Here is a 24,565-nt window from a genome sequence, read left to right as displayed (position 1 = left end):
CGCTGTGATGTTTTTTTGAGCGACATTTAAATACCCCGAAAATACTCGCAACATGCACAAATGGAATACGCGTACAGCTAAATAACGCTAAAAAGCCATAGTAATTCAATGCCAAAAATCAAACTTAACATTAGAGAGGTTAGGTGACATAGTATAGAAATTCATGTTAAGCATCTCTCATAGAGGATCTCCATGGCAGTTCCAACCTACGATAAATTTATTGAGCCTGTATTACGTTTTTTAAAACATTACCCTGAAGGTATTGCTGCCAAAGATGTTCATGAAGGCGCTGCAGACATTCTAGAGTTAGATGACAACCAACGCTCCGAACTGATTTCAAGTGGCCAATTAGTCTATAAAAATCGTGCTGGTTGGGCTCATGATAGGTTAAAACGAGCTGGGTTTTCACAAAGCCTATCTCGAGGAAAGTGGTGCCTAACGGAGAGTGGTTTCGAGTGGATTAAAAATAACCCATTTCCACTGACCCAAGAACAAGTTGCTCACTTAGCTTTTGACTTTATGAACATAAAACTTAAAACGAATCCTGATATAGTTCCACTAGATGAAGATACACAGATAGATTCTGATAATCATCAACAAGTTCGTAGCCCAGATGACCGCCTAAACGATGCACTGAAAGAAATCCGTGAGTCTGTCGCCATTGATTTATTAGCAAACTTACTTCAAGTATCCCCTACCCGCTTCGAATTCATTGTATTAGATGTACTACATAAACTGGGATATGGTAGCCATCGTGATGATTTACAACGTGTTGGCGGTACAGGCGACGGAGGGATTGATGGGATCATTTCGTTAGATAAGCTAGGATTAGAGCGAATTTATGTACAAGCAAAACGCTGGCAAGGTACAGTCGGACGCCCTGATTTGCAAGCATTCTATGGCGCTCTTGCGGGGCAAAAAGCCAAACGTGGCATTTTTATTACTACCTCTGGCTATACCGCTCATGCAATTGATTTTGCTAAGTCAGTTGAAGGGCTAGTACTTATTGATGGTAACCGCTTAGTTAACCTAATGATGGATAATGAGATTGGTGTTAGCTCCCAAACTATTAAGTTACCGAAGTTGGATATGGATTATTTTGAGTAGAGATATTAAGCATGTAAAATTTACTGCTAACCTTATTCAAGAATAACAACTAAATTACAATGGATAGCGTCTAACCTTATGTTTCATTACAGGTTTGCAGACTTTGCTATTCCAATGGTGTTTAATATATAAATACCCCAATTTCGATATCTGCTTTGCCTCATTTAAGCGCATAGCATAATCACAGATGAATAATAATCAGAGTAGAATATGAATAAACAACAATTGGCTGCGAAAATTTGGGAATCGGCCAACCAGATGCGTTCTAAAATTGAAGCTAACGAATACAAAGATTACATACTCGGCTTTATCTTTTACAAGTATCTAAGCGATCAGCTAGTACAGTTTGTCACCAAAGAGGGAATGAGCGCTAAAGATATCGAAGCACTCGATGAAAAAGATGCAGAAACAGTTGAATATATACAAAGCAATCTAGGCTACTTTATCGCCTACAATAACCTGTTTTCCACATGGATTGACCCAGCATCCGAATTTAATGAATCTAACGTGCGCGATGCACTCTCTGCCTTTAGCCGTCTGATTTCACCAACCTACAAAAAGCTGTTTGAGGGTATTTTTACTACCTTAGAAACCGGTTTAAGTAAGCTAGGAGAAAGTGCGGGCAAACGTACCAAAGCCATCAGTGATTTACTGCACTTGATCAAAAGTATCCCCATGAATAGTAATCAGGGATATGACGTACTGGGGTATATTTACGAATACCTAATTGAAAAATTTGCCGCCAATGCAGGTAAAAAAGCGGGGGAGTTTTATACGCCCCACGAAGTCTCTGTGCTGATGTCGAATATTATCGCTCACGAGTTAAAACACAAAGATACCATTGAGATTTATGACCCGACTTCCGGCTCGGGTTCATTGCTAATCAATATCGGTGAAGCGGTCGAAAAATATGCTAAAAGCAAAGACAGCATCACCTATTACGCCCAAGAGTTAAAAGCTAATACCTACAACTTAACCCGTATGAACCTTATCATGCGCGGTATTAAAGCCAGCAACATTAAAACCCGGAATGGCGATACCTTAGAAGATGATTGGCCGTATTTTGATGAAAACGACCCGCAAGGTTCATACCAAATGTTGCATGTCGATGCGGTAGTTTCCAACCCGCCTTACTCACAAGTCTGGGACCCAAGCTTTAAAGACAACGACCCACGCTATTCTCGTTTCGGTCTAGCCCCGAAAACCAAAGCTGATTTTGCATTTCTACTTCATGATCTATACCACCTAAAACCCGACGGTATAATGGCTATTGTACTGCCCCATGGAGTATTATTCCGTGGTGGTGAAGAAGGTGAAATTCGTAAACAACTGATTGAGCAAAATCACATTGACACCATTATTGGCTTACCGGCCAATATCTTTTTTGGCACGGGTATTCCTACGGTGATTTTAGTACTCAAGCAAAAACGCCAAAACACCGATGTATTGGTAGTCGATGCTTCTAAGCATTTTCTAAAAGAAGGCAAAAACAATAAACTGCAAGCCAGTGACATCAAGCGCATTACTGATGCAGTGATTAACCGCGAAAATATCGATAAATTTTCGAAACTGGTGAGCAAGCAAACCTTGTGCGACAACGGGTATAACCTCAATATACCGCGCTATGTGGATTCATCTGACGCGCCACAAAACTGGGATTTACACGCCACCATGCTTGGTGGCATCCCTAACAGCGAAATTGCAGAGCTACACCATTATTGGCAAGCTTTCCCGCAACTGCATGATACGCTGTTTACCCCAAAATCTGCCGCTTACAGTAAGCTTGCTATTGCCAAGCAAGATGTCAACGCCAGCATTAGTGGGCACCCTCAAGTGTTAGCATTTATCAATACCTATCACCAAGCCTTTAATGGCTTCGATGACCATCTCAGCACCCAGTTAATCCAAAACTGGGAAACCTTACAGCGCAACCAGCAAGAGGCTGCATTAACTGTCGAGTTATTTACCCGCTTAGCCCCTATTGCCTTAATTGACAAATACCAAGCCTACCAACTTCTAAACAACCAGTGGCAAATTATCAGCACCGATTTAGAAATGATGCAAACCGAGGGCTTCGCTGCTACCAAACAAGTGGATCCTAACTTGGTTATTAAGAAGAAAAACGGCCAAGATACCGAGGTGCAAGAGGGTTGGAAAGGCCATATACTGCCGTTTGATTTAGTGCAAAAAACGTATTTAAGTGATGACTTGGCCGCATTAGAAAAACAAGAAAAGCGACTAGCTGAAATCGCCAGCACGCTGGAAGAAATTTTCGAGTCCCTCAGCGAAGAAGATAAAGAGCAAGAGACAGTAAAAGAAAACAAAGACGGTTTTGCTAATGCCGAAGTCGGTAAAGCCGCCAAAGTTTTCTTAAAAGAGCAAAAAGATTCCAAAACTAAATTTGCCGAAGACAGCTATGAGGCAAAAATTATTTGCGCGAATAAACTTATCGACGAAGAAAAAGCCCTGAAAAAAACCGTCAAAGACGCCACTACCGCGCTGCACTCTGAAACCAAAAAAACCATAGAATCCTTAACTGATGAGCAAGTGAACAACCTACTGCGCCTAAAATGGATTACACCATTAAGCACAGAACTTGCCACCATGCCAAATACAGTGATTACCCAGCTGACGGCTCAAGTACAAGCCCTTGCCGATAAATACGCTGTGACCTATTCGCAAGTCGCCAATGACATCAAAACTACCGAGCAGGAACTAGCAGAGATGATGGACGAGCTCACTGGTAATGAGTTTGATATGCAGGGCTTGGCTGAACTCACCCGTTTGTTGAAAGGTGAATAAGATGAGTGTGAATAACAAAGTGCCGGAGATTCGGTTTAAGGGTTTTAGTGAAGAGTGGATTGAAAATAACGTGGGGCAGTTGTGTGATTTTATAGTCCCAGGAAGAACCAAACCTCAAATATTTGATGGTGATATTCCATGGGTTACAACACCAGATATAACATCCAACAGTGTCTCAAAGTCGAAAATTGGTTTGGCAATATCTATGGATGAAGCTAAGCGTATAGGCTCTAAAATAGTCCCAAAAAATTCAATAATAATTTCTTGTGTCGGAGATTTAGGTCTTGTCGCGAAAGTTGATAATGAGCTAATAATTAATCAGCAACTACATGCATTTACACCAAAAGAAAATATCAGTGAATGGTTCTTATTGTATGAACTACTTACAAGAAAAAAACACATGGAAAATGTTGCGACAAAAACATCTGTTCCGTATATGAATAAGGATAATTGCAATTCTATTCCTATCATTTTTCCCTATTTTGAAGAACAAATCCAAGTCGGTAACTTTTTCCAAAAGCTTGACAACCTAATCAACCAGCACCAACAAAAGTATGACAAGCTCAGCAATATTAAAAAAGCCATGCTGGAAAAGATGTTCCCTAAACAAGGCGAAACCGTGCCAGAAATTCGTTTTAAAGGGTTTAATGGTGAGTGGAAAGAAATTGAGTTAGGTGATGAAGTCACTTTTATTAATGGGCGAGCTTACAGCCAAGAAGAACTCAAAGATAAAGGTAAATACACAGTTTTAAGAGTTGGTAATTTTTATACCAACTTATCGTGGTACTACTCAGATATGGAACTTGGTGATAAATATTATGCTGATTATGGAGACTTACTTTATACGTGGTCTGCAAGTTTTGGCCCTCATATCTGGAACGGAGGTAAAGTCATTTATCATTACCATATTTGGAAGTTGGAGCTTTCTGAAAATATCGAGAAGTTGTTTCTATTACACCTTCTTGATTATGACAGGGCAAAAATATTATCAGGCTCTAATGGTTCTACAATGATCCACATAACTAAGTCAGCTATGGAAGCTAAAAAAGTATTTATTCCAAAAAAAGACGAACAAGCCGCAATTGGTAACTATTTCCAAAAACTCGACACGCTGATAAACCAGCACCAGCAGCAAATCACCAAACTCAATAACATCAAGCAGGCCTGCTTGAGCAAAATGTTTGTCTAGGGAGTAAGCATGACCACCTTTAAAACTGAAGCACAATTTGAGCAGGCATTTATTGAGGTACTCATCCAAAAGGGTTGGGAGCCGCAGATCCTCAAAAACAAAACGGAAGCGGAATTACTGCAAAATTGGGCGAACATTTTATTTGAAAACAACCGCCAGCAAGACCGTTTAAATGATGTGCCGTTAACCGATACCGAAATGCAGCAAATTATTGAGCAAATTAAAGAACTGAAAACACCACTCAAACTCAACGGATTAATTAACGGTAAAACTGTCTCCATTAAACGAGATAACCCAGCTGATACCTTACATCTAGGCAAAGAAATCAGCTTAAAAATATACGACCGCCAAGAAATAGCCGCTGGCCAAAGCCGCTACCAAATTGCTCAACAACCTAAATTTGAACGCAGCAGCCCCTTACGTAATGACCGACGTGGGGATGTGCTATTACTGATTAACGGTATGCCGGTGATCCATGTCGAACTAAAACGCAGCGGTATCCCCGTTAGCCAAGCCGTCAACCAAATTGAAAAGTACAGCGCAGAAGGCATCTTTAGCGGGTTATTTTCACTGATCCAAGTTTTTGTGGCGATGGAGCCAAACGAAACCAAATACTTTGCTAACCCAGGGTTAGACGGCAAGTTTAACCCTGACTATCAATTTAATTGGGCTGATTTTAATAACGAGCCTATGAATAATTGGAAAGATATTGCTTCTACCTTGCTTTCTATCCCGATGGCGCACCAGTTAATTGGTTTTTATACCGTTGCTGACGATACCGACGGCATACTCAAAGTGATGCGCAGCTACCAGTATTACGCTGCCAATGCGATATCCGACAAAGTGGCTAAAACTAATTGGCAGCAATTAGGTAGTGCCACCAACAACCCCGATCGCCTCGGCGGCTATGTTTGGCATACCACGGGTTCAGGGAAAACCATGACTAGCTTTAAATCGGCTCAGTTGATTGCCCAATCCAAAGATGCCGATAAAGTCATTTTTTTAATGGACAGAATTGAGCTGGGTACCCAATCACTTTCAGAATATCGTAACTTTGCTGGTGATGGGGAAGACGTACAAGCCACTGAAAATACTCACGTACTGATCACCAAATTAAAAAGTACCGCCCCAGCCGACACCTTAATTGTTAGCTCTATTCAAAAAATGAGTAATATTTTTGAGGAAGTTAACGATGAAGGCACCGCCACAAACTCAGCAGATATTGAAAAAATACGCTCCAAACGCTTGGTGTTTATTATCGATGAAGCGCACCGTTCGACGATGAGTGGCGGTAAAGAAAACAAAGAAGGCATGTTGGTCAGAATTAAAAAAACATTCCCCAAGGCACTCTTTTTTGGTTTTACTGGCACGCCGATTCATGATGAAAATCAAGTCAATAGCAATACTACCGCCGATGTGTTTGGCAACGAACTACACCGCTATAGCATTGCTGATGGCATACGCGATGGCAACGTACTGGGCTTTGACCCTTATAAAGTTCCGACTTTTAAAGACAGTGACTTAAAAAAATCGGTCGCCTTAGAACAAGCCAAGGCTGACTCCGTGCAAGATGCCATGGATGACCCCGCAAAAAAGAAAAAATTTAACAACTTTATGAATGAAGTCCCGATGGTGGGTTATAAAGACGCCACGGGAAAATACCATAAAGGCATCGAAGACTATGTGCCTAAAAGTCAATATTTAACGGACTCCCACCAAGAACAAGTTGTGAATGACATCTTAGATAAATGGGATGTACTCAGCCAAGGCAATAAGTTCCACGCTATTTTAGCTACCAACAGCATTGCTGAAGCTATTGATTATTACCGCCGTTTAAAGGCAGCTAAGCCCGAACTTAAAATATCTGCTTTATTTGATCCGCATATTGATAACGACGGCTGTGGTGACCGAGGCCCCACTTTTAAAGGCGATGGTCTAGAAGAAATTATGGCCGATTACAATGCGCGATATGGTCACGATTTTGATTTTGCCCGTCACGCCGCCTTTAAAAAAGATTTAGCGGCACGCCTTGCTCATAAAAAACCCTATGAACGCATTCACACCGAGCCTTCAAAACAATTGGATTTACTGATTGTGGTCGATCAAATGCTTACTGGCTTTGACTCGAAATGGCTCAATACCTTGTATTTAGATAAAGTCATTAAATACCAAAATATTATTCAAGCTTTCTCGCGTACCAACCGCTTGTTTGGACCTGATAAACCTCATGGCATCATCCGTTATTACCGCTACCCACACACCATGGAACAGCATATTAACGATGCAGTAGAACTCTATTCTGGCAACAAACCTATTGGCCTATTCGTTGATAAATTAGAAAGCAACCTTGAAGCCATGAATGCACTTATGACTGATATTAGCGAGTTGTTCGTGAATGCTGGCGTCGCCGACTTTGAAAAGCTACCCGATGACATCGAAGCCTGTGGCAAATTTGCAAAATTGTTTAATGCATTTAATCAGCATTTCGAAGCTGCCAAAGTACAAGGTATGAGTTGGGAGCAGTCCGTCTACTCTTCTACAGAAGATAATACCGGATATGAGGTGACGCTAGATATTAACGAGCAAACCTATTTGAGCCTAGCTCTGCGTTATAAAGAATTAGTAGGCAAAGGTGAAAGCGTTGGTGCAAGTGGCGGCGATGTCCCTTTTGATATCAGTGGTTATTTAACAGAAATAGATACGGGTAAAATAGATGCCGACTATATGAACAGCCGCTTTGATAAATATTTAAAAGAACTCAAAGTACACCAAGACTCAGCCAATCTTGAGGTCACTTTAAATGAACTTCATAAGTCGTTTGCATCACTCACACAAAGTGAACAAAAATACGCCAAACTATTCTTACATGATTTACAACGGGGCGATGCAAAATTGATAGAAGGCCATACATTTAGAGACTACATCAATACTTACAAAGATAACGCTGAAAATGCATTACTAAACACGGTTGTCGATGCACTTGGTTTAGATAAAGGACTACTTATTGCATTAATGTCTGATAACGTAAGCGAGAAAAATCTCAACAATTTTGGGCGTTTCGATGCATTAAAGGACACTATAAATAAAGAAAAAGCCAAGACTTATTTTGAAAAACTAGACGGTGTAACTATCGCTCCATTTAAGCTGAATATGCGTATTGACCAATATTTGAAACAATTTATTTTTGCACCAGCAGATGAGTTTTAAATATATTGAGATGTTCTAATTAGCTTACGGTTCAGTCGACAATCATGCAAAAGCCATTCATCATAAGAACAGTGGCTTTTAATTATCGTGATCATGGCAATTCTACTCCCCTTTAATTGAGACACACCAACTACAGCTTAGCTACTCTCAAAATATCCGTGCATCTATCATCATTAATAATTACTGAGGTTTTCACAAATCAAAAATAATGAAAAAAACCAACAACTCACAAATTCCAGGCATAAAAAAAGACGCCCTAAGCGTCTAATTTTGGTGCCGAAGGCCGGACTCGAACCGGCACACCCGAAGGCGGTTGATTTTGAATCAACTGCGTCTACCAATTCCGCCACTCCGGCACGAAGTGATGTGTTTTTTGGAAAACGCTGTCATTATACTTGCCTGATGACGACTAGCAACAGTTATCTTGAAGAATCAGAGCGTTCGATTAAAAAAAAAGCATATCCACAATCATCGCTGCCACTATTTTCTCAATAAAATACAAAATCCCCTGTTATGTTCAGCAGCCTTTGCATATCTATGCTAATTTTCCTATAACTATTTTAATCGCCTTCCCCCTTGGGTGACTGGCGGCTCGCGGTTATTTTTGTTAGTTTATCCGCTTTCTTATCTGAAATTAAAAAGGCACTAAATATGGGTTTTGTCGGATGGATCGCCACAGGTGTGGTTATTGGCATCTTAATTGGTGTCATTATGAAAATATTCTCAAAGAAAAAATAATTTTTGGCTGGAAAGCCCTTTATAAACAACCATATCGGCTGGCTTCTAATATGAAGAAATCGTTTTTAAAAATTTTGTCGGTAACCGCACTTTCCGCGGCTTTAATGGCATGTTCGTCAACGACAGATAGACAACCTCAAAACTCACAAAGTGGAATGCTAGCTAGCAACTCCGAGTGGCAAATCTTTGAAGGTGATAAAAGGACTTATGAACGCGTCGCAAAAATTGTCGATATGTATGCCAATCGAATTTATAAAGAAAGTGATGCACGGGGAATGGCCATTATTGTTATCGATAATAACCAAACCTTATCCCGTTACTATGGGGAAACCGCGCCGGGTAATGGCCAAAAACCGGGGCCGAACTCGTTAATTCGTATCGCATCGGTGAGCAAATTAATGACGAGCGAAATCTTGATTAAGTTGGAACAAGATAAGAAATTAGCCATCACCGATACACTTCAGCAATATAGCTATAATGGCGTTAAAGTCCCCGATAATAATAGTGGTCAAGCTATCCGCCTATATCATTTAGCGAGTCATACCAGTGGGTTACCTCGCGAACAACCGGGAGGAAAATGGGGGCGCCCCGTCTTTATTTGGCCAACCCAAGACAACCGCTGGGCATGGCTGAAAACCGGCAAGCTGGATGCGACTCCAGGTACTGAAGCCGCTTACTCTAACTTAGCTTACGACCTACTGGCTGATGCGATGGTGAAAGCCACGGGGCAGTCATATCCCCAGTTGTTCAGCAAGTATGTCACGTCTCCGGCTAAAATGACCGAGACCACCTACACACCGAGTAAAGCCCAATGTGCTCGCTTGATGGAAGGCACTAAACCAAGCCCATGCCATAATACTCTTGCAGCTGCAGGAAGTGGCGGCGTCTATTCCACACCAGCGGATATGCAAAAATGGATGCAACAATTTTTATCTACGGATAATAATCTGCGCAAAGCTACCGCTGCCCGTGAGCAAGGGATCTTTTTCCCACGTGAAAAATTGTTAGACGTCAAAGGGATGGATGTGGCTGGCTATGCCGATGGAATCGGACTTGGCTGGGTGTATATGAAACCGAAAAATGGCATTCCGGGGATCTACCAAAAAACCGGTGGCGGCGGCGGATTTAATACCTATATGGCGATGATCCCACAACAAAATATCGCGGTGTTTGTGGTGATGACTCGTAAAGAAAGCAGTAAATTTAGTAAGTTAACTGCCGGTGTTAATGATATGGTCGCTTCGTTATCCTCTAATCATGCGTATGGAAAAAATTGAAAGGGTACCGCCGACGCGATTAACGCACTGGCGAACTATACTCCGACAATAAAAACAGGATTCATACACTTAGTAACGCTGTTTGTGACCGTTTCAGCTTAAGCTGAACGTATACAAACAAAAAAGCCATTGTGCTTTCACACAATGGCTTTCTTTATTCCTGAGATTAAACTTTTATTTGCGCTTAACCAGCAAGAAGATACTCACACCAAGGAATAATACGCTCGGCAATGCGGCTGCAATGACTGGCGGGATGGAATACACTAAACTCCAATTACCAAACCCTTGGTTTAGGATATAGAACAAGAATCCGCCTACAATCCCAGAAACCACACGAACCCCCATAGGTACTGTGCGCAATGGGCCAAAGATAAAGGAAACCGCCATCAGCATCATGACTGCCGCAGACAGTGGTGCCAAGATTTTTTGCCACATACTCAGTTGGTATACGGAGGCCAGCTGTCCGCTCTCTTTCAAATACGTAATGTATTGATAAAGCCCACGAATAGACAGTGAATCTGCATGCAATGAAACAATACCGAGTTTCTCTGGCGTCAGATTAGTTTGCCACTCATAAGTTAAACGCTGAGAACCGGTAATTTTTTGCTGACTACTTAAAATCGATTCGTCAACTTGGGATAACACCCACAGCTTTTTGTTCGCATCATAGGTACCCCGAGCAGCAAACATAACTGATTTTAATTTACGTTGATCATCAAAGCGGTAGATTGAAACATCTTGAATATTGTTCGCGTCTTTAATGCTCTGAATGTAGATAAAATCATGTGCATCTTTCGCCCACATACCGGAATCAGTCGCAACTAACGAGTTACCAACAATTTTTTCAGCGCGGTAATTTCGCGCCCATTGGTCGCCGGCTGGTGCAACCCATTCACCGATAAGCATCGCAACAATCACTAACGGAATTGCCGTTTTCATCACGGACATGGCAATTTGCAAACGGGTAAATCCTGAAGCTTGCATTACCACCAGTTCACTACGGGATGCGAGCGCTCCTAGCCCCAACAAAGAGCCAAGTAATGCCGCCATTGGGAAAAAGATATCAATATCCTTTGGCACTGTTAGTAAGGTGAAAACTCCCGCACTCATTGCGGTGTAGTCACCATCCCCGACCTTGCGAAGCTGCTCAACAAACTTGATGATCCCTGACAAAGAAACCAGCAAAAATAGCGCCATTAAAATCGAATTGAGGATAGTTCGACCAATATACCTATCTAAAACACCAAACATTAGGCAATCCCTCTCGTCAATTTAGCTCGCACTCGACGCATGGGTACTGTGTCCCAGATATTCAGCACAATGGCTAGCGCCAAATAGCCGAGGTTGACCGCCCACATAGCATATTTAGGGTCGATATCGCCCTTATCGGCACTATTTCGTAACGTACTTTGTAATAAGAAGAAAATGAGATATAGCAACATGGCTGGGATCATGCTCAATACACGCCCTTGACGCGGGTTCACTTCACTGAGAGGAACCACCATCAACGCCATCACCACAACTGAGAACACAATCGTTAAACGCCAATGGAATTCCGCGTTTATCTCTGGATCATTACCATTCCAGAGCTGCATCATGGTTTTTTGTTCCACTTTATCTGTGCGCACTTCCGTGGTTCGATGATCGACGACGGCTTGGTAATTCATGAAATCAGTAATACGGAAGTCCCGCAGCAGCGCAGTACCTTCATAACGTGTTCCCTGATCTAGAACGACAACTTGGCGACCATTGGCATCTTCTTTCATGTAGCCACTATCGGCGACCACTACCGATGGACGCTGCTCATTCGCTGTGCGTAATTGAGCCAAAAATACATTTTTAAAATCGTTGCCTTTCACTTCGCCGATATACAACACAAAGTTGTTATCTTTAGTGGTTTTAAATTGCCCTTCCACCATCGCAGCCAATCCTGGATTGGCTTTCGCATCACCTAATACTTGCTCTTTGTATTGGGACGACCACGGTAACATCCACGTAATGTTGGCGATAGCAACCAATGCGGTTAATACAGCGAGTACCAATGCCGCTTTGACGAGGACATTTTTGCCGAGACCACAAGCATGCATCACGGTAATTTCACTTTCAGTGTACAGCTTGCTGTAAGTCATCAGTAGCCCAAGAAATAGGCTCAACGGCAGGATGAGCTGCGCCATTTCAGGCACACCCAATCCCAACAAAGGGAGGACTAAATTTGAAGGAATATTTCCCTGAACAGCAGCACCTAAAATGTCGATGGACATCTGACTAAAAAAGATCAGCAATAGGACAAAAAGTATCGCTAACTGACTTTTCAGGGTTTCCCGTACCAAATATCGAATAATGATCACGCTTATTACGCCTGTGAAAACTTGTCTTTTGGGAAGAAAATGGCTAAGTTCGTTCTATGACAGCCATTTACTAACATATACTCTGGTTTATTGTTTGGCTAGAATGATATAAAAGCATTATCTATACTGATTACAATATCAGAACATGCTTAATATAAGCGAACTAGATATTCGCTCAGTTTAACACAAAGAGTTCATTCTCTATGAGCCAGATCATGCGAAAAGCTAATTTTAGCCGGAGCATCGACCTTTGTCTTTAAGATTCAGGAGAACGCATGGAGTTTAGTGTAAAAAGTGGTAGCCCGGAAAAACAACGCAGTGCATGCATTGTTGTCGGAGTCTTTGAACCACGCCGTCTGTCCCCAATTGCTGAACAGTTGGACAAAATCAGTGACGGATATATCAGCGCCCTGCTGCGCCGCGGAGAACTTGAAGGTAAAGTAGGACAGTCCCTGCTACTCCATCATGTACCGAATGTTCTTTCTGAACGCATCTTACTCATCGGCTGCGGTAAAGAACGTGAGCTGGATGAGCGTCAATTTAAACAAATCATTCAGAAAACCATCAGTACTCTGAATGAAACTGGCTCAATGGAAGCCGTTTGTTTCTTGACTGAGCTGCATGTTAAAGGTCGCAATAACTACTGGAAAGTTCGTCAAGCTGTTGAGACAGCAAAAGAATCTTTATATGTCTTTGACCAACTGAAAAGTAACAAAACCGAACACCGTCGCCCACTGCGTAAATTGGTCTTTAATGTACCAACACGCCGTGAACTGACTAGCGGTGAGCGTGCGATTGCCCACGGTCTCGCTATTGCTTCTGGCGTAAAAGCGGCTAAAGATTTGGGTAATATGCCACCTAATATCTGTAATGCAGGCTATTTAGCGTCCCAAGCTCGCCAATTAGCCGATTTCCCAGATAGCCGACTCACCACCCGTGTCATTGGTGAAGAGCAAATGAAAGAGCTGGGAATGAACGCTTACTTAGCGGTTGGTCAAGGTTCTCAAAACGAATCTCTGATGTCTATCATGGAATACAAAGGCAACCCAGATCCAGAATCCAAGCCAATTGTGCTGGTCGGGAAAGGGTTAACTTTCGATTCCGGTGGTATTTCAATCAAACCTGCTGATGGCATGGATGAGATGAAATATGACATGTGTGGCGCGGCAACCGTGTATGGTGTGATGCGTTTTATCACTGAATTACAGCTGCCAATTAATGTGGTGGGTGTATTAGCTGGCTGTGAAAACATGCCGGGTGGGCACGCTTATCGCCCTGGTGATATCCTCACTACCATGTCAGGACAAACCGTTGAAGTACTTAATACTGATGCGGAAGGTCGTTTAGTTCTGTGTGATGCGCTAACTTATGTGGAGCGTTTTGAACCAGAGCTGGTCATTGACATTGCCACCTTAACAGGCGCATGTGTGATTGCATTAGGTAGTCATTACACTGGGTTGATGTCAAACCATAACCCATTGGCCCATGAGTTATTAAATGCTTCTGAGCAAGCGGGTGACCGCGCATGGCGTTTACCACTGGCTGATGAGTATTTTGACCAAATCACGCCTAATTTTGCTGATTTAGCCAATACGGGTGGCCGCCCAGCGGGTGCAATTACCGCAGGCTGCTTCCTTTCTCGCTTTGCGACGAAATATAACTGGGCACACCTTGATATCGCAGGAACAGCTTGGCGTTCTGGTGCAGCAAAAGGTGCAACAGGCCGTCCAGTTTCTATGCTAGCGCAGTTCTTATTGAACCGTGCTGGTTTAAATGGCGACGAGTAATTTCGATTACGATTGAATAATCGCTATTGCGTAAGTTGTTATTATAATATCCCGATGAGCACACTCTGCGATTCGGGATATTGTTTTTAAGCAACAAGCAGTTAGGTATCACTCACCACTCCATTTTGAGGCTGTAGTAAAAACGAGTATAATTCAGCGCAGATTTAATGTTGCTTTAGGCCAGCGAAAGAACACAACCAACACCCCTGCAAATTGAAGTATGACAATTTACGGTTATACCCTAAATAATTCAGTTTGTAGGTAGGCGGCAAGTAATTGAGACCTTGGGAGCATACATAAGTATGTGACCGAGGCGAAAGAGCGTAGCCAACACCCCTGCAAATTGAAGTATGACGGGTATATGAAAAAAGGTACATTTTACCAACTACAACAGCCCTCCCCACACGCTGAATATGAAGCCCACGAATGGCTGGCTTGTGAGCTTGCGGCACAAATGTGGCGTAATGGGAAGCGAGTTTTAATTGCGTGCGAAACTCAGCAACAAGCTGAAAAAATTGATGAGGCGCTTTGGCAGCGGGATCCTCATCAATTTGTACCCCACAATTTGGCGGGGGAAGGTCCCCGTTATGGGGCGCCGATTGAAATTTGTTGGCCGAATAAAAGAGGCAATACGCCTCGAGATATCCTAATTAATTTACAAAGCCAGTTCGCAGATTTTGCAACAGCTTTCCATGAAGTGGTAGACTTCGTGCCTATCGATGAAACTTTAAAACAGTTGGCGCGTGAGCGGTATAAAATTTACCGTAGCGTCGGCTTCAATTTGACTATGGCGACGCCGCCAGCTTACTGAATACAAAGATAAAATGGAAAAGAAACCAGAGAACGCAATGATCGAGCCATCCCTCGACAAAACTTATAACCCAGCGGAAATCGAACAGTCCCTGTATACCCATTGGGAAAAAAGTGGCTATTTCCGCCCAAACGGTGATACCTCACAAGAGAGTTTCTGCGTCGTGATCCCACCACCGAACGTCACCGGTAGCCTGCACATGGGTCACGCATTCCAACAAACCATTATGGATACCATGATCCGTTACCAGCGTATGCAAGGGAAAAATACCCTGTGGCAAACCGGTACCGACCATGCGGGTATCGCAACACAAATGGTAGTTGAGCGTAAAATTGCTGCGGAAGAAGGCAAAAATCGCCATGACTATGGCCGTGATGCGTTCATCGACAAAATCTGGGAATGGAAAGCCGAATCTGGCGGTACTATCTCTCAACAAATGCGCCGTTTAGGCGATTCCGTTGATTGGGAGCGCGAGCGTTTTACGATGGACGAAGGTCTGTCTAAAGCGGTAAAAGAAGCGTTCGTTCGCATGTACAAAGAAAACTTAATTTATCGTGGTAAGCGTCTAGTTAACTGGGATCCTAAACTTCACACCGCAATTTCCGATCTGGAAGTTGAAAACCGAGAAGTTAAAGGTTCCATGTGGCACCTGCGCTACCCACTGGCTGATGGCGCAAAAACCGCTGAAGGCAAAGATTATTTAGTGGTCGCGACGACTCGTCCAGAAACCATGTTGGGCGATACCGGTGTTGCTGTTAACCCTGAAGATCCACGCTATAAAGATTTAATTGGTAAAGAAATTATTCTGCCAATCGTCAACCGCCGCATCCCAATTGTGGGCGACGAGCACGCTGACATGGAAAAAGGCACCGGTTGTGTAAAAATCACACCTGCGCACGATTTCAACGACTATGAAGTGGGTAAACGTCACCAACTGACCATGATCAACATGATGGATCTGGACGGTAATGTACGTAATGAAGCGGAAGTTTTCGACACTAACGGCAATCCGTGCACCGCATACAGCTGTGAAATCCCTGAAGCCTATCGTGGTATGGAGCGCTTTGCTGCACGTAAAGCCATCGTTGCTGAATTTGAGCAATTAGGCTTACTGGTCGAAGTCAAACCTCATGATTTAACCGTGCCTTACGGTGATCGTGGTGGCGTGGTTATCGAGCCAATGCTGACTGACCAGTGGTACGTGCGTACCGCACCTTTAGCGAAAGACGCTATCAAAGCCGTTGAAGATGGCCGTATCCAATTCGTTCCACGCCAATACGAAAACATGTATTTCTCTTGGATGCGTGATATCCAAGACTGGTGTATTTCTCGTCAATTATGGTGGGGTCACCGCATCCCAGCTTGGTATGACGAAAAAGGCAATGTTTACGTTGGTCGTGATGAAGACGAAGTTCGCCGCGAAAATAACCTGAGCGCGGATGTTGCTCTGCGCCAAGATGACGACGTTCTCGATACATGGTTCTCTTCCGGTCTATGGACATTTTCAACCTTAGGCTGGCCAGACAATACCGAAGCCCTGAAAACTTTCCATCCAACGGATGTATTAGTCAGCGGGTTCGATATCATTTTCTTCTGGATTGCCCGTATGATCATGATGACCATGCATTTCATCAAAGATGAAAACGGCGAGCCACAAGTTCCGTTTAAAACCGTGTATATGACCGGCCTTATCCGCGATGAAGAAGGCCAGAAAATGTCTAAATCCAAAGGGAACGTTATCGACCCATTGGATATGATTGACGGTATCTCTTTAGAAGCCTTACTGGAAAAACGTACTGGTAACATGATGCAGCCACAACTGGCTGAGAAAATTGCTAAACGTACTCGTAAAGAGTATCCAGACGGTATCGAAGCACACGGTACTGACGCCCTGCGCTTTACTTTAGCCGCGCTGGCATCAACCGGTCGTGACATTAACTGGGATATGAAACGTCTGTCCGGCTACCGCAATTTCTGTAATAAATTATGGAATGCGAGCCGCTTTGTTCTGATGAACACCGAAGGTCAAGATTGCGGTCAAAATGGCGGCGAAATGAGCTTCTCTCTGGCTGATCGCTGGATCATGGCACAATTCAACCATACCGTAAAAGTGTACCGTGAAGCATTGGACTCCCATCGTTACGATATCGCTGCTGGTATTCTGTATGATTTCACTTGGAATGAATTCTGTGACTGGTATTTAGAGCTGTCAAAACCTGCAGTTCATAAAGGTAACGAAGCCCAAGTTCGTGCGGCACGTTTCACCCTGATTGAAGTGCTGGAAGGCTTACTGCGTTTGGCTCATCCAATCATTCCATTTATCACCGAGACCATCTGGCAGCGTGTGAAAGTGGTGAAAGGGATTGATGCGGACACTATTATGCTGCAACCATTCCCAGAGTTTGATGCAGCGAAAGTCGATGAGCTGGCACTGAGCGATTTAGAGTGGATCAAAGAAACCATCATCGCAGTACGTAATATTCGTGCAGAAATGAATATCGCACCGGGTAAACCGCTGGATGTGATGCTGCGTGGCGCGTCTGCCGATGCGGCTCGTCGCGTGGCAGAAAACGAAAACTTTATCCGTTCTATGGCACGTTTAGCGAGTATCCGCGTTCTGGCTGAAGGTGAAGAAGCGCCTGTCTCTGTGACCAAATTGGTTGCTGGTGCTGAAGTGCTGATCCCAATGGCGGGTCTGGTTGATAAAGATGCTGAGCTAGCTCGTTTAGATAAAGAGCTGGAAAAAGTGATAAAAGAGATTGATACCATCGAAAGCAAATTAGCAAACGAAGGCTTTGTCAGCCGTGCTCCTGCTGCCGTGGTTGAGAAAGAACGTGAGCGTTTAGCGGAAAATATTGAAGCGAAAGCCAAAATTGAAGCGCAAAAAGTCACCATTGCTTCTCTGTAATTAGTCAGTTTTATCTCTCGAGCCCTAGCGCATTATTGATGCGTTAGGGCTTTTTTGTATTCGGACATTGAAAACTTTCAAACAGTACTCAATATCATAATCATTGCAGCTAACAATATTGCGATACGAAACATAATGAATATAAATAAAAAAGAGATGTCTCTATGACAACAAACACAACACCACCTGTTCAAGTTCGCCCTATTGAAGCCAAAGATAATTCAGGAATTGCCGCGGTGATCCGCGAAGTTTCCGCCGAACACGGTCTGACCGCAGATAAAGGCTACGCAGTTGCCGACCCGATTTTAGATACGTTGTTTGAGGTTTATAACCAACCCCGCAGCGCGTATTGGGTCGTGGAAATGGAAGGTAAAATCGTTGGCGGCGGCGGTATCTCACAACTTGCAGGTGGCGATAACCAAACGGCTGAGCTCCAGAAAATGTATCTTTCGTCCGTATTACGCGGCAAAGGGCTGGCAAAAAAAATCGTATTGATGTCGCTGGAATTTGCTAAACAGCAAGGCTATACCCGCTGCTATCTAGAAACCACCAAAGAGCTACAAGCGGCAATTAAGCTATATGAAAAATTAGGCTTTGAATTTATCGATGAGCCATTGGGTAATACGGGCCATAGCGATTGCGAAATACGCATGCTGAAAATACTTTAATTCCCAAAAAGCAAAAAGGATAGCCTTGGCTATCCTTTTTTCGTTTGATGCATACACATCAATTAGTGAACGCGTTTCTCAGACTCATCATCTCCGTCTTCGTCATCGCCTTCATCATCACCATACTCATCGTCTTGCGCATCTGGATCTTCAAAATAGGTGCCCCAACCATCGTAGTTCACACCCATTTTTTCAGCCAGCTTCATCAGCTGTTCAACTTGTGCATCAATCAGCTCAGCATTTAATGCGCTTTCACTGATAACGTCACAACACAGCAGAGTTTCACCAGTTTCAATTTCCAGCTCTTCTGCATCAGTGACTTCATAGCCCAGCTTAAATGCTTCAACCGCTGCTTTTTCTAACAGCTCAAATTTTTCTGCAGAGAAGTGATGTTCAATCGCATACAGTGCATCAGGATCACTACCATCTTCCAGTAATTCTTCAATAATCAGGCGAGTCTCTTCATACTGCGCATCAACTTCAGCTTTATCTACCATCTCCACACCCCTTATTCCACGGTCTCTAATCTGTGTGCCATTCTCCCATAGGGTTGCAAGTGAAACCATACCTAACGAAATAATTTCTTTTACCAAAGGGGTTGATTTTGAATTTTTATGAATATAAATTGAATATTAATTCAATCATAAAAGGCTATTATTCATGAACCCCCTACATGGTAAGCATTTTTTAAGACTACTCGATTTCAGCTCTAACGAAATTCATTCATTATTAAAACTCTCCGCTTGGTTGAAAACCGCCAAAAAATCCGGCATTGAGCCACCTTTGCTCGCTGGAAAGAATTTTGCACTGATTTTTGAGAAAGATTCCACACGGACACGCTGTGCTTTTGAAGTTGGCGCATTCGACCAAGGTGCGAAAGTTACTTATCTCGGTCCTTCTGGTAGCCAGATTGGGCACAAAGAAACCATGAAAGACACCGCCAGAGTGCTAGGACGGATGTACGATGGCGTGCAGTATCGGGGATATGCGCAAAGTACCGTAGAAACTTTAGCCAAGCATGCGGGAGTGCCTGTCTGGAATGGATTAACCAACGAATTCCATCCCACACAGTTATTAGCCGACTTGCTCACCATTAAAGAACACAAGCCGAATACTCCGCTATCCCAAATCAAATTCGCCTATTTAGGGGATGCTCGCAATAACATGGGCAATTCTATGTTAGAAGCTGCCGCATTAACGGGAATGGATTTACGCTTAGTGGCACCTAAAAGCTGTTGGCCTGAAGCGGAGTTAGTCGAAGAGTGCCAAAAGTTAGCACAAAGTATCGGTGGAAAAATTACGCTAACGGAAGATGTGGCTGAGGGTGTTAAAGATGCTGACTTTATCTATACCGATGTGTGGGTGTCGATGGGGGAGCCAAAAGAAGTTTGGGCGCAACGGATTGAATTACTGAAACCTTATCAAGTGAATATGGATGTCATCAAATTGACGGGTAATCCCGATGTAAAATTCTTACATTGCTTACCGGCATTTCATAATGAAGACACCACATTAGGCGCTCAGTTAGCGAAAGAGTTTAATTTATATGGCGGTTTGGAAGTGACGGAAGAGGTTTTTGAATCCTCTTATAGCATTGTTTTTGACCAAGCCGAAAACCGCCTGCATACGATAAAAGCCGTAATGGTGGCGACATTAGCCCCTGAATTGCCGATGGGTAGCTTTTAAACAGACGATGAAAATATTGCTGATGGCTTCGTCCTGACATGTCCTCGTCGCCATCATGCTATTTTTCTTAATAAACAGTGCCCCGAGGCACCAAGAACCAATCAAGATTTACAGTCGGATGATAAAAAATAAAATAGGAGTAATTTTCTCTTAGTGGATATGAGAATCAAATCGTTAATTTCATATAATTCAGCATAACGCTGACAAAAAGCATGCGGCAACACTCAATAAATGTTAGCTTAACTAAAATTTATGAATTTAGTATTAGTTAATTATTTCATGGAGTAGAAATCGCATGGATCAGCCCTCTAAATCCGAAGGATGCAGTTTTTGTCAGCGTCGAGGATTACCAATCTTACCTGTCCGACCTGCCATTATGTCGCAACAAGATGTTCTCCCTGTTATGCCCAAGCATATTCAGACACCCGCTCTTGCTCAAGGTGAAACCGCTTACACATTAAGGTTATTACGCTCAGGGTATCTCAATATTTGGGATGAAAGGGGAAATTCATGGATTAACTATTTTGTCACCGAGAATGGATTTTATTATCCCTTACCAGAAAATGGCGAAGTACCGGAAATGATACAAAATGGGACAATCAAGCCTTGTATCACTGAGCCACTAGAATTAGCTCGAGCTTCATTAGTGACATTACCCGTATTTCCCCCACCAATGAAAAATGGATTGTTTTGGTTCTCTTGGTCTGAAGTTGAATGGACTGAAGCAGTGCGCAAGAAACATGAAGATAAAGCCTATCGTGAACGGTATATGCAGTGTTTCGATTTAGATAAATGGCTAATGAACGGACAGGAAAAACAATCGTTATCCATTGATTTACTTCAGGACACCGTAGCGGAATACAGCTATCAAGCACACAGTAATGCGATTAAAGACTGGTCGCCTGCACTATGGGAAAGCATGCACGCGATAAAGGGATTATCCTTAAAGCAAGCCGCAAACCATTTAATGGCAGGAAAAGGAGCTATTGTCGCATTGTATGATACCCCCGCAGTGGTACAAGATTTAGCGGCGCTAATGAATTACCGCCTTGAGCACAATTTCGAAAGACATCCAAAATATGAACGTGGATTAGCACTTTCAGCCTCTTTATCGATGATGAAAGATGCAATGTGTAGCCAATATGAGCGGGATAGAGTCAGTGAAGGCATTCGATTTGAAAAAGAAGCTAGAGAAGGACTTGCCGTTAAGAATGGCGTAATGTTGCCATCATTGGCAGCGACTCAAGCAGATACGATACATAATGTTGTCAACCAATCACTAAAAACCCAAGTTGAACAGTATTGGGCTAAGTATGAAAAATATATTGATAGAGAAAAACAAGCTGCCTTTTTAGAAGATTACAATAAAGCGCTATCAACATACGACCAAGCTGTCCTTACCCCTATGGTAACCCTATATTTGACTTACTTTACGGGTCAAAGCTTACTTGATTATTTCGACCATAATTTTGATCAGCAAAATATCCAGAGTGGAATGTTATTTACACAATCTATTTTAGATTGCATTGAAGGAATGCAAGATAAAATAGCAGTTAAACGTACTTTTCAAGAGCAATTCATCGATTCAAAAATATCCGAACAAAATTTGCTCTTACGAGCGGCACTTTTCAACCAACAGAGTTGGATTAAGTGCGTTTATGATGCTGCATCTTCTGGGCGTGCTTATGATGACCTCCCATGGGATAAAGTTTGGGATGGATTTAAAGATATCAGTAACCATTATCTATTCCAGATCCAACTAGTTTCAGAAAAATTCTTCAATGCATTAAGCAGCCAATTACTTTCTGTTTTGAATAAAGCAGTAAATAAGGCTCCCCTGCCAATATTAATTGCAATATCGGCAATGAATGGCAAAAAACTCGTTCCTATCAATTATATTGGTGAGCGCAAGCATTTCCTCACAAATGCAGTAGAACAAATGGCATCCATGACTGACTTAGATAATAAAGCCTCTCATTCACGCCTCCGGCATTATTTAGAAATTGAAGAGCGCCGCGAACGAATCACCGGATTACAATTTGAAGGAAAACAAGAAGGTCGTTTTTTCGCAGCCATTGATATTAAAGAAGCCGAGCTATCAAAAAGTACACCGTCTCTTGAGCGCCCTCAGGTTGCGGTCAAGGCATTTCGCTCCGCAGAAAACGTCAAAAATATTGCATTTCCCAAAGAATGGCGAACAAAGTTAGCGCTAGCAAAAGGAAAAACAATCAATAAATTAGCTAATGATACGGCTCAATCACTTCCTTTTGCGGGATGCATGTTTTCTGTGACGCTACAAGTTCACGTGTTATGGACAACCACGCAAGATGCGATGAAAGGGCAAGTGAACAATACTGAGGCGGTGACTAAATTTATTGCGAATATTATTTCAGCTGGAGGCGCGCTGTTAGATGCGGCTGAACGAGTTATTTTTAAATTTCGAACATTACGAATCAGTGCTCGGATACGGTTTAATTATGGTCGTGTTCGCTTAGTTCAAGTAACCAATTTTATAGAGCGTGGGATACGCTTTGGCGCTTGGTTTGGTGCTGTGCAAGTGGGATGGGATGCGTATCATGCTTATGATGAGTTTGAAAAAGAAAATTCTACGCTGGGATGGGCTTATACATTATCAGCAGCTGGTGGTGCGGCTTTATTTGGGGCATCCTTATCTCCTGTAATATTAGCATTTTTAGGTCCAATTGGCTTACTGATTGCGATTACTTTGGTATTTGGTTCTGCGATTTTTCTGAATGCTTATAAGAAAGATGAAATCCAAGAGTGGTTATCAGCCAGTTTGTGGCGAATAATTCCCGAGAATGAACAAATTCAGGGGAAAATACCTGTTATCTGGATGGACCGTCAGATGGAAATGAGCGAACTGAGTAAGATTATTGGCTATACCGAGGATGATGCGTAATGGCAAAGAAACACCGTGTGGGCTTATTAAGCCCCTTTACCGTTAACCGCCCGTTAAATCGACGGGAGAAACAACATCATTATCGCCAAGGGCGAGTTAAAAAACACGGCGGCGAAGCTGCTGTACTGAATTTCGACACTGTCATCATCATGAATTCAACCTATTTGGAAGTAGTGGATAATGATTACGAAAAAATAGGGCAATTATCATCCTTGTTGATGGCCTTTTTCATAATATTTATGACTTTTTTGATTGCAATGATTATAGGGACAATTAGCCGAGATGGTTCACTAATATCATTGTTTTTTCTCAGTATTCTGTGTATTTCATTTCTCTTTATATTAGGCAAATTTATTTTATTTGAATGGTTTCGTAAAACCCATTATCCCGTGCGCTTTAACCGTCAGAAACAGTTGGTTCATGTCTATCAAACCAACAATCAAATTCTCACCCTTCCATGGAAAGATATCTATTTCACCACCTATGAGTGGCGAAATAATGTCAATTTAGTGGGGCATATACTCGATAAGGATGGTGAAACCATACTGAATACGTTTGGCTTTGGATATTCAGGCCCTAAATTAGTCTTAGACCACTATTGGGAGTTTATTCGCTGTTATATGGAAGAGAATTGTCTTGAAGAGCTCGCGGATACGGTGACCCTATGCCCGCCTATTGCGGATAAAAAAGAGAGCTATATTTTTGGCTTACAGTACATCATAAAAATGGAATCCCGCTTATCGTGGATATTTTTCCTTTTTATGTTGCCTATCTATTTTATGGAAAGCCTTGCTCGATTTATTGCCATGCAAACCAGTAAAATTCCTCAATGGTCACAAGAGGTGCTAGATGATTGCATTGTTAGCCCAAATGACCCCATACAGGTGGATGCTAGAATTAATCCGCCACATTTATGGCGCTATATCTTCGCCAATGACCCTTTAGAGGTTTATCAAGCCCGCTATGATAAACAACAATCGGCGAACCAGCGTATTAAGCTTAAATTAGAAAAGCATAAAATAGACTAAATCAAAAATTTTCATTTTCCTTATAGCAAACGCTTGCGTCATAGCGTAACACGCGTATAATGCGCCACAATTTGCCGGGAGAAACCATG

Annotated in this window: 16 protein-coding genes and 1 tRNA gene; 12 read left to right on the top strand and 5 right to left on the bottom strand. The window is 42.6% G+C overall.

Going from position 1 to position 24,565, the window contains the following annotated elements; all coding sequences use genetic code 11:
- The first annotated feature begins 192 nt into the window (after nucleotides 1-192).
- From PR761_RS10960 to PR761_RS10945, 4 genes are all read left to right on the top strand, one after another.
- Complete coding sequence (locus tag PR761_RS10960; RefSeq protein WP_154610776.1) at nucleotides 193-1,107, top strand: restriction endonuclease; 915 nt, start codon at nucleotides 193-195, stop codon at nucleotides 1,105-1,107.
- Nucleotides 1,108-1,317: 210 nt separating this feature from the next.
- Entirely contained in the window at nucleotides 1,318-3,909 is a 2,592-nt protein-coding gene (locus tag PR761_RS10955; RefSeq protein WP_154610775.1) for a type I restriction-modification system subunit M, read from the top strand.
- A gap of 1 nt (nucleotide 3,910) precedes the next feature.
- Nucleotides 3,911-5,098 carry a restriction endonuclease subunit S gene (locus tag PR761_RS10950; RefSeq protein WP_154610774.1) on the top strand — a complete coding sequence of 396 codons (1,188 nt, stop codon included), beginning with the start codon at nucleotides 3,911-3,913 and terminating at the stop codon, nucleotides 5,096-5,098.
- A 9-nt stretch (nucleotides 5,099-5,107) separates the two neighbouring features.
- Nucleotides 5,108-8,305, top strand: a complete 3,198-nt coding sequence (locus PR761_RS10945; protein ID WP_115164745.1) for a type I restriction endonuclease subunit R, EcoR124 family — start codon at nucleotides 5,108-5,110, stop codon at nucleotides 8,303-8,305.
- A gap of 271 nt (nucleotides 8,306-8,576) precedes the next feature.
- On the opposite strand, the gene PR761_RS10940 is transcribed toward PR761_RS10945, so the two are convergent.
- Nucleotides 8,577-8,661 (bottom strand) — tRNA-Leu (locus PR761_RS10940).
- A 204-nt stretch (nucleotides 8,662-8,865) separates the two neighbouring features.
- Nucleotides 8,866-9,015 carry a hypothetical protein gene (locus tag PR761_RS10935; RefSeq protein ID WP_154600595.1) on the bottom strand — a complete coding sequence of 50 codons (150 nt, stop codon included), beginning with the start codon at nucleotides 9,013-9,015 and terminating at the stop codon, nucleotides 8,866-8,868.
- A gap of 78 nt (nucleotides 9,016-9,093) precedes the next feature.
- Here PR761_RS10935 and ampH point away from each other — a divergent pair, with 78 nt between their 5' ends.
- Entirely contained in the window at nucleotides 9,094-10,320 is a 1,227-nt protein-coding gene (ampH, locus tag PR761_RS10930) for a D-alanyl-D-alanine-carboxypeptidase/endopeptidase AmpH (protein WP_039854982.1), read from the top strand.
- A 174-nt stretch (nucleotides 10,321-10,494) separates the two neighbouring features.
- On the opposite strand, the gene lptG is transcribed toward ampH, so the two are convergent.
- Nucleotides 10,495-11,571 (bottom strand): LPS export ABC transporter permease LptG, encoded by a 1,077-nt coding sequence (gene lptG / locus PR761_RS10925; protein WP_006814459.1) that lies wholly within the window; start codon nucleotides 11,569-11,571, stop codon nucleotides 10,495-10,497.
- Nucleotides 11,571-12,668, bottom strand: a complete 1,098-nt coding sequence (lptF, locus tag PR761_RS10920) for an LPS export ABC transporter permease LptF (protein WP_006814461.1) — start codon at nucleotides 12,666-12,668, stop codon at nucleotides 11,571-11,573. The genes lptG and lptF overlap by 1 nt, the downstream gene beginning before the upstream one ends.
- Nucleotides 12,669-12,943: 275 nt before the next feature.
- On the opposite strand from lptF, the gene pepA reads away from it, so the two are divergent.
- The 4 genes from pepA (at nucleotide 12,944) to PR761_RS10900 (ending at nucleotide 18,842) form a co-directional block, all read left to right on the top strand.
- Nucleotides 12,944-14,455 (top strand): leucyl aminopeptidase, encoded by a 1,512-nt coding sequence (pepA, locus tag PR761_RS10915; RefSeq protein ID WP_006814462.1) that lies wholly within the window; start codon nucleotides 12,944-12,946, stop codon nucleotides 14,453-14,455.
- A gap of 361 nt (nucleotides 14,456-14,816) precedes the next feature.
- Nucleotides 14,817-15,266 carry a DNA polymerase III subunit chi gene (locus tag PR761_RS10910; RefSeq protein WP_154610773.1) on the top strand — a complete coding sequence of 150 codons (450 nt, stop codon included), beginning with the start codon at nucleotides 14,817-14,819 and terminating at the stop codon, nucleotides 15,264-15,266.
- A 37-nt stretch (nucleotides 15,267-15,303) separates the two neighbouring features.
- Nucleotides 15,304-18,174, top strand: a complete 2,871-nt coding sequence (locus PR761_RS10905) for a valine--tRNA ligase (protein ID WP_172597558.1) — start codon at nucleotides 15,304-15,306, stop codon at nucleotides 18,172-18,174.
- Nucleotides 18,175-18,338: 164 nt separating this feature from the next.
- Nucleotides 18,339-18,842 carry a GNAT family N-acetyltransferase gene (locus tag PR761_RS10900; RefSeq protein WP_006814467.1) on the top strand — a complete coding sequence of 168 codons (504 nt, stop codon included), beginning with the start codon at nucleotides 18,339-18,341 and terminating at the stop codon, nucleotides 18,840-18,842.
- Between the two features lie 62 nt (nucleotides 18,843-18,904).
- On the opposite strand, the gene rraB is transcribed toward PR761_RS10900, so the two are convergent.
- Entirely contained in the window at nucleotides 18,905-19,339 is a 435-nt protein-coding gene (gene rraB, locus PR761_RS10895) for a ribonuclease E inhibitor RraB (protein WP_039854835.1), read from the bottom strand.
- A 163-nt stretch (nucleotides 19,340-19,502) separates the two neighbouring features.
- Here rraB and argF point away from each other — a divergent pair, with 163 nt between their 5' ends.
- The 3 genes from argF to PR761_RS10880 all read left to right on the top strand — a co-directional run bounded on the left by argF (nucleotide 19,503) and on the right by PR761_RS10880 (nucleotide 24,476).
- Nucleotides 19,503-20,528 carry an ornithine carbamoyltransferase gene (argF, locus tag PR761_RS10890; RefSeq protein WP_154610772.1) on the top strand — a complete coding sequence of 342 codons (1,026 nt, stop codon included), beginning with the start codon at nucleotides 19,503-19,505 and terminating at the stop codon, nucleotides 20,526-20,528.
- 295 nt (nucleotides 20,529-20,823) lie between these two features.
- Nucleotides 20,824-23,448 carry a T6SS effector BTH_I2691 family protein gene (locus PR761_RS10885; RefSeq protein ID WP_154610771.1) on the top strand — a complete coding sequence of 875 codons (2,625 nt, stop codon included), beginning with the start codon at nucleotides 20,824-20,826 and terminating at the stop codon, nucleotides 23,446-23,448.
- Nucleotides 23,448-24,476 carry a DUF6708 domain-containing protein gene (locus PR761_RS10880; RefSeq protein WP_154610770.1) on the top strand — a complete coding sequence of 343 codons (1,029 nt, stop codon included), beginning with the start codon at nucleotides 23,448-23,450 and terminating at the stop codon, nucleotides 24,474-24,476. Before PR761_RS10885 ends, PR761_RS10880 begins: the two co-directional genes overlap by 1 nt.
- The last annotated feature ends 89 nt before the right edge of the window (nucleotides 24,477-24,565 follow it).

Source organism: Providencia sp. PROV210, assembly GCF_028479445.1.
Lineage (GTDB): Bacteria > Pseudomonadota > Gammaproteobacteria > Enterobacterales > Enterobacteriaceae > Providencia > Providencia rustigianii.
Note: the sequence above shows the minus strand (reverse complement) of the source record. Positions and strands in the feature narration are given on the sequence as shown.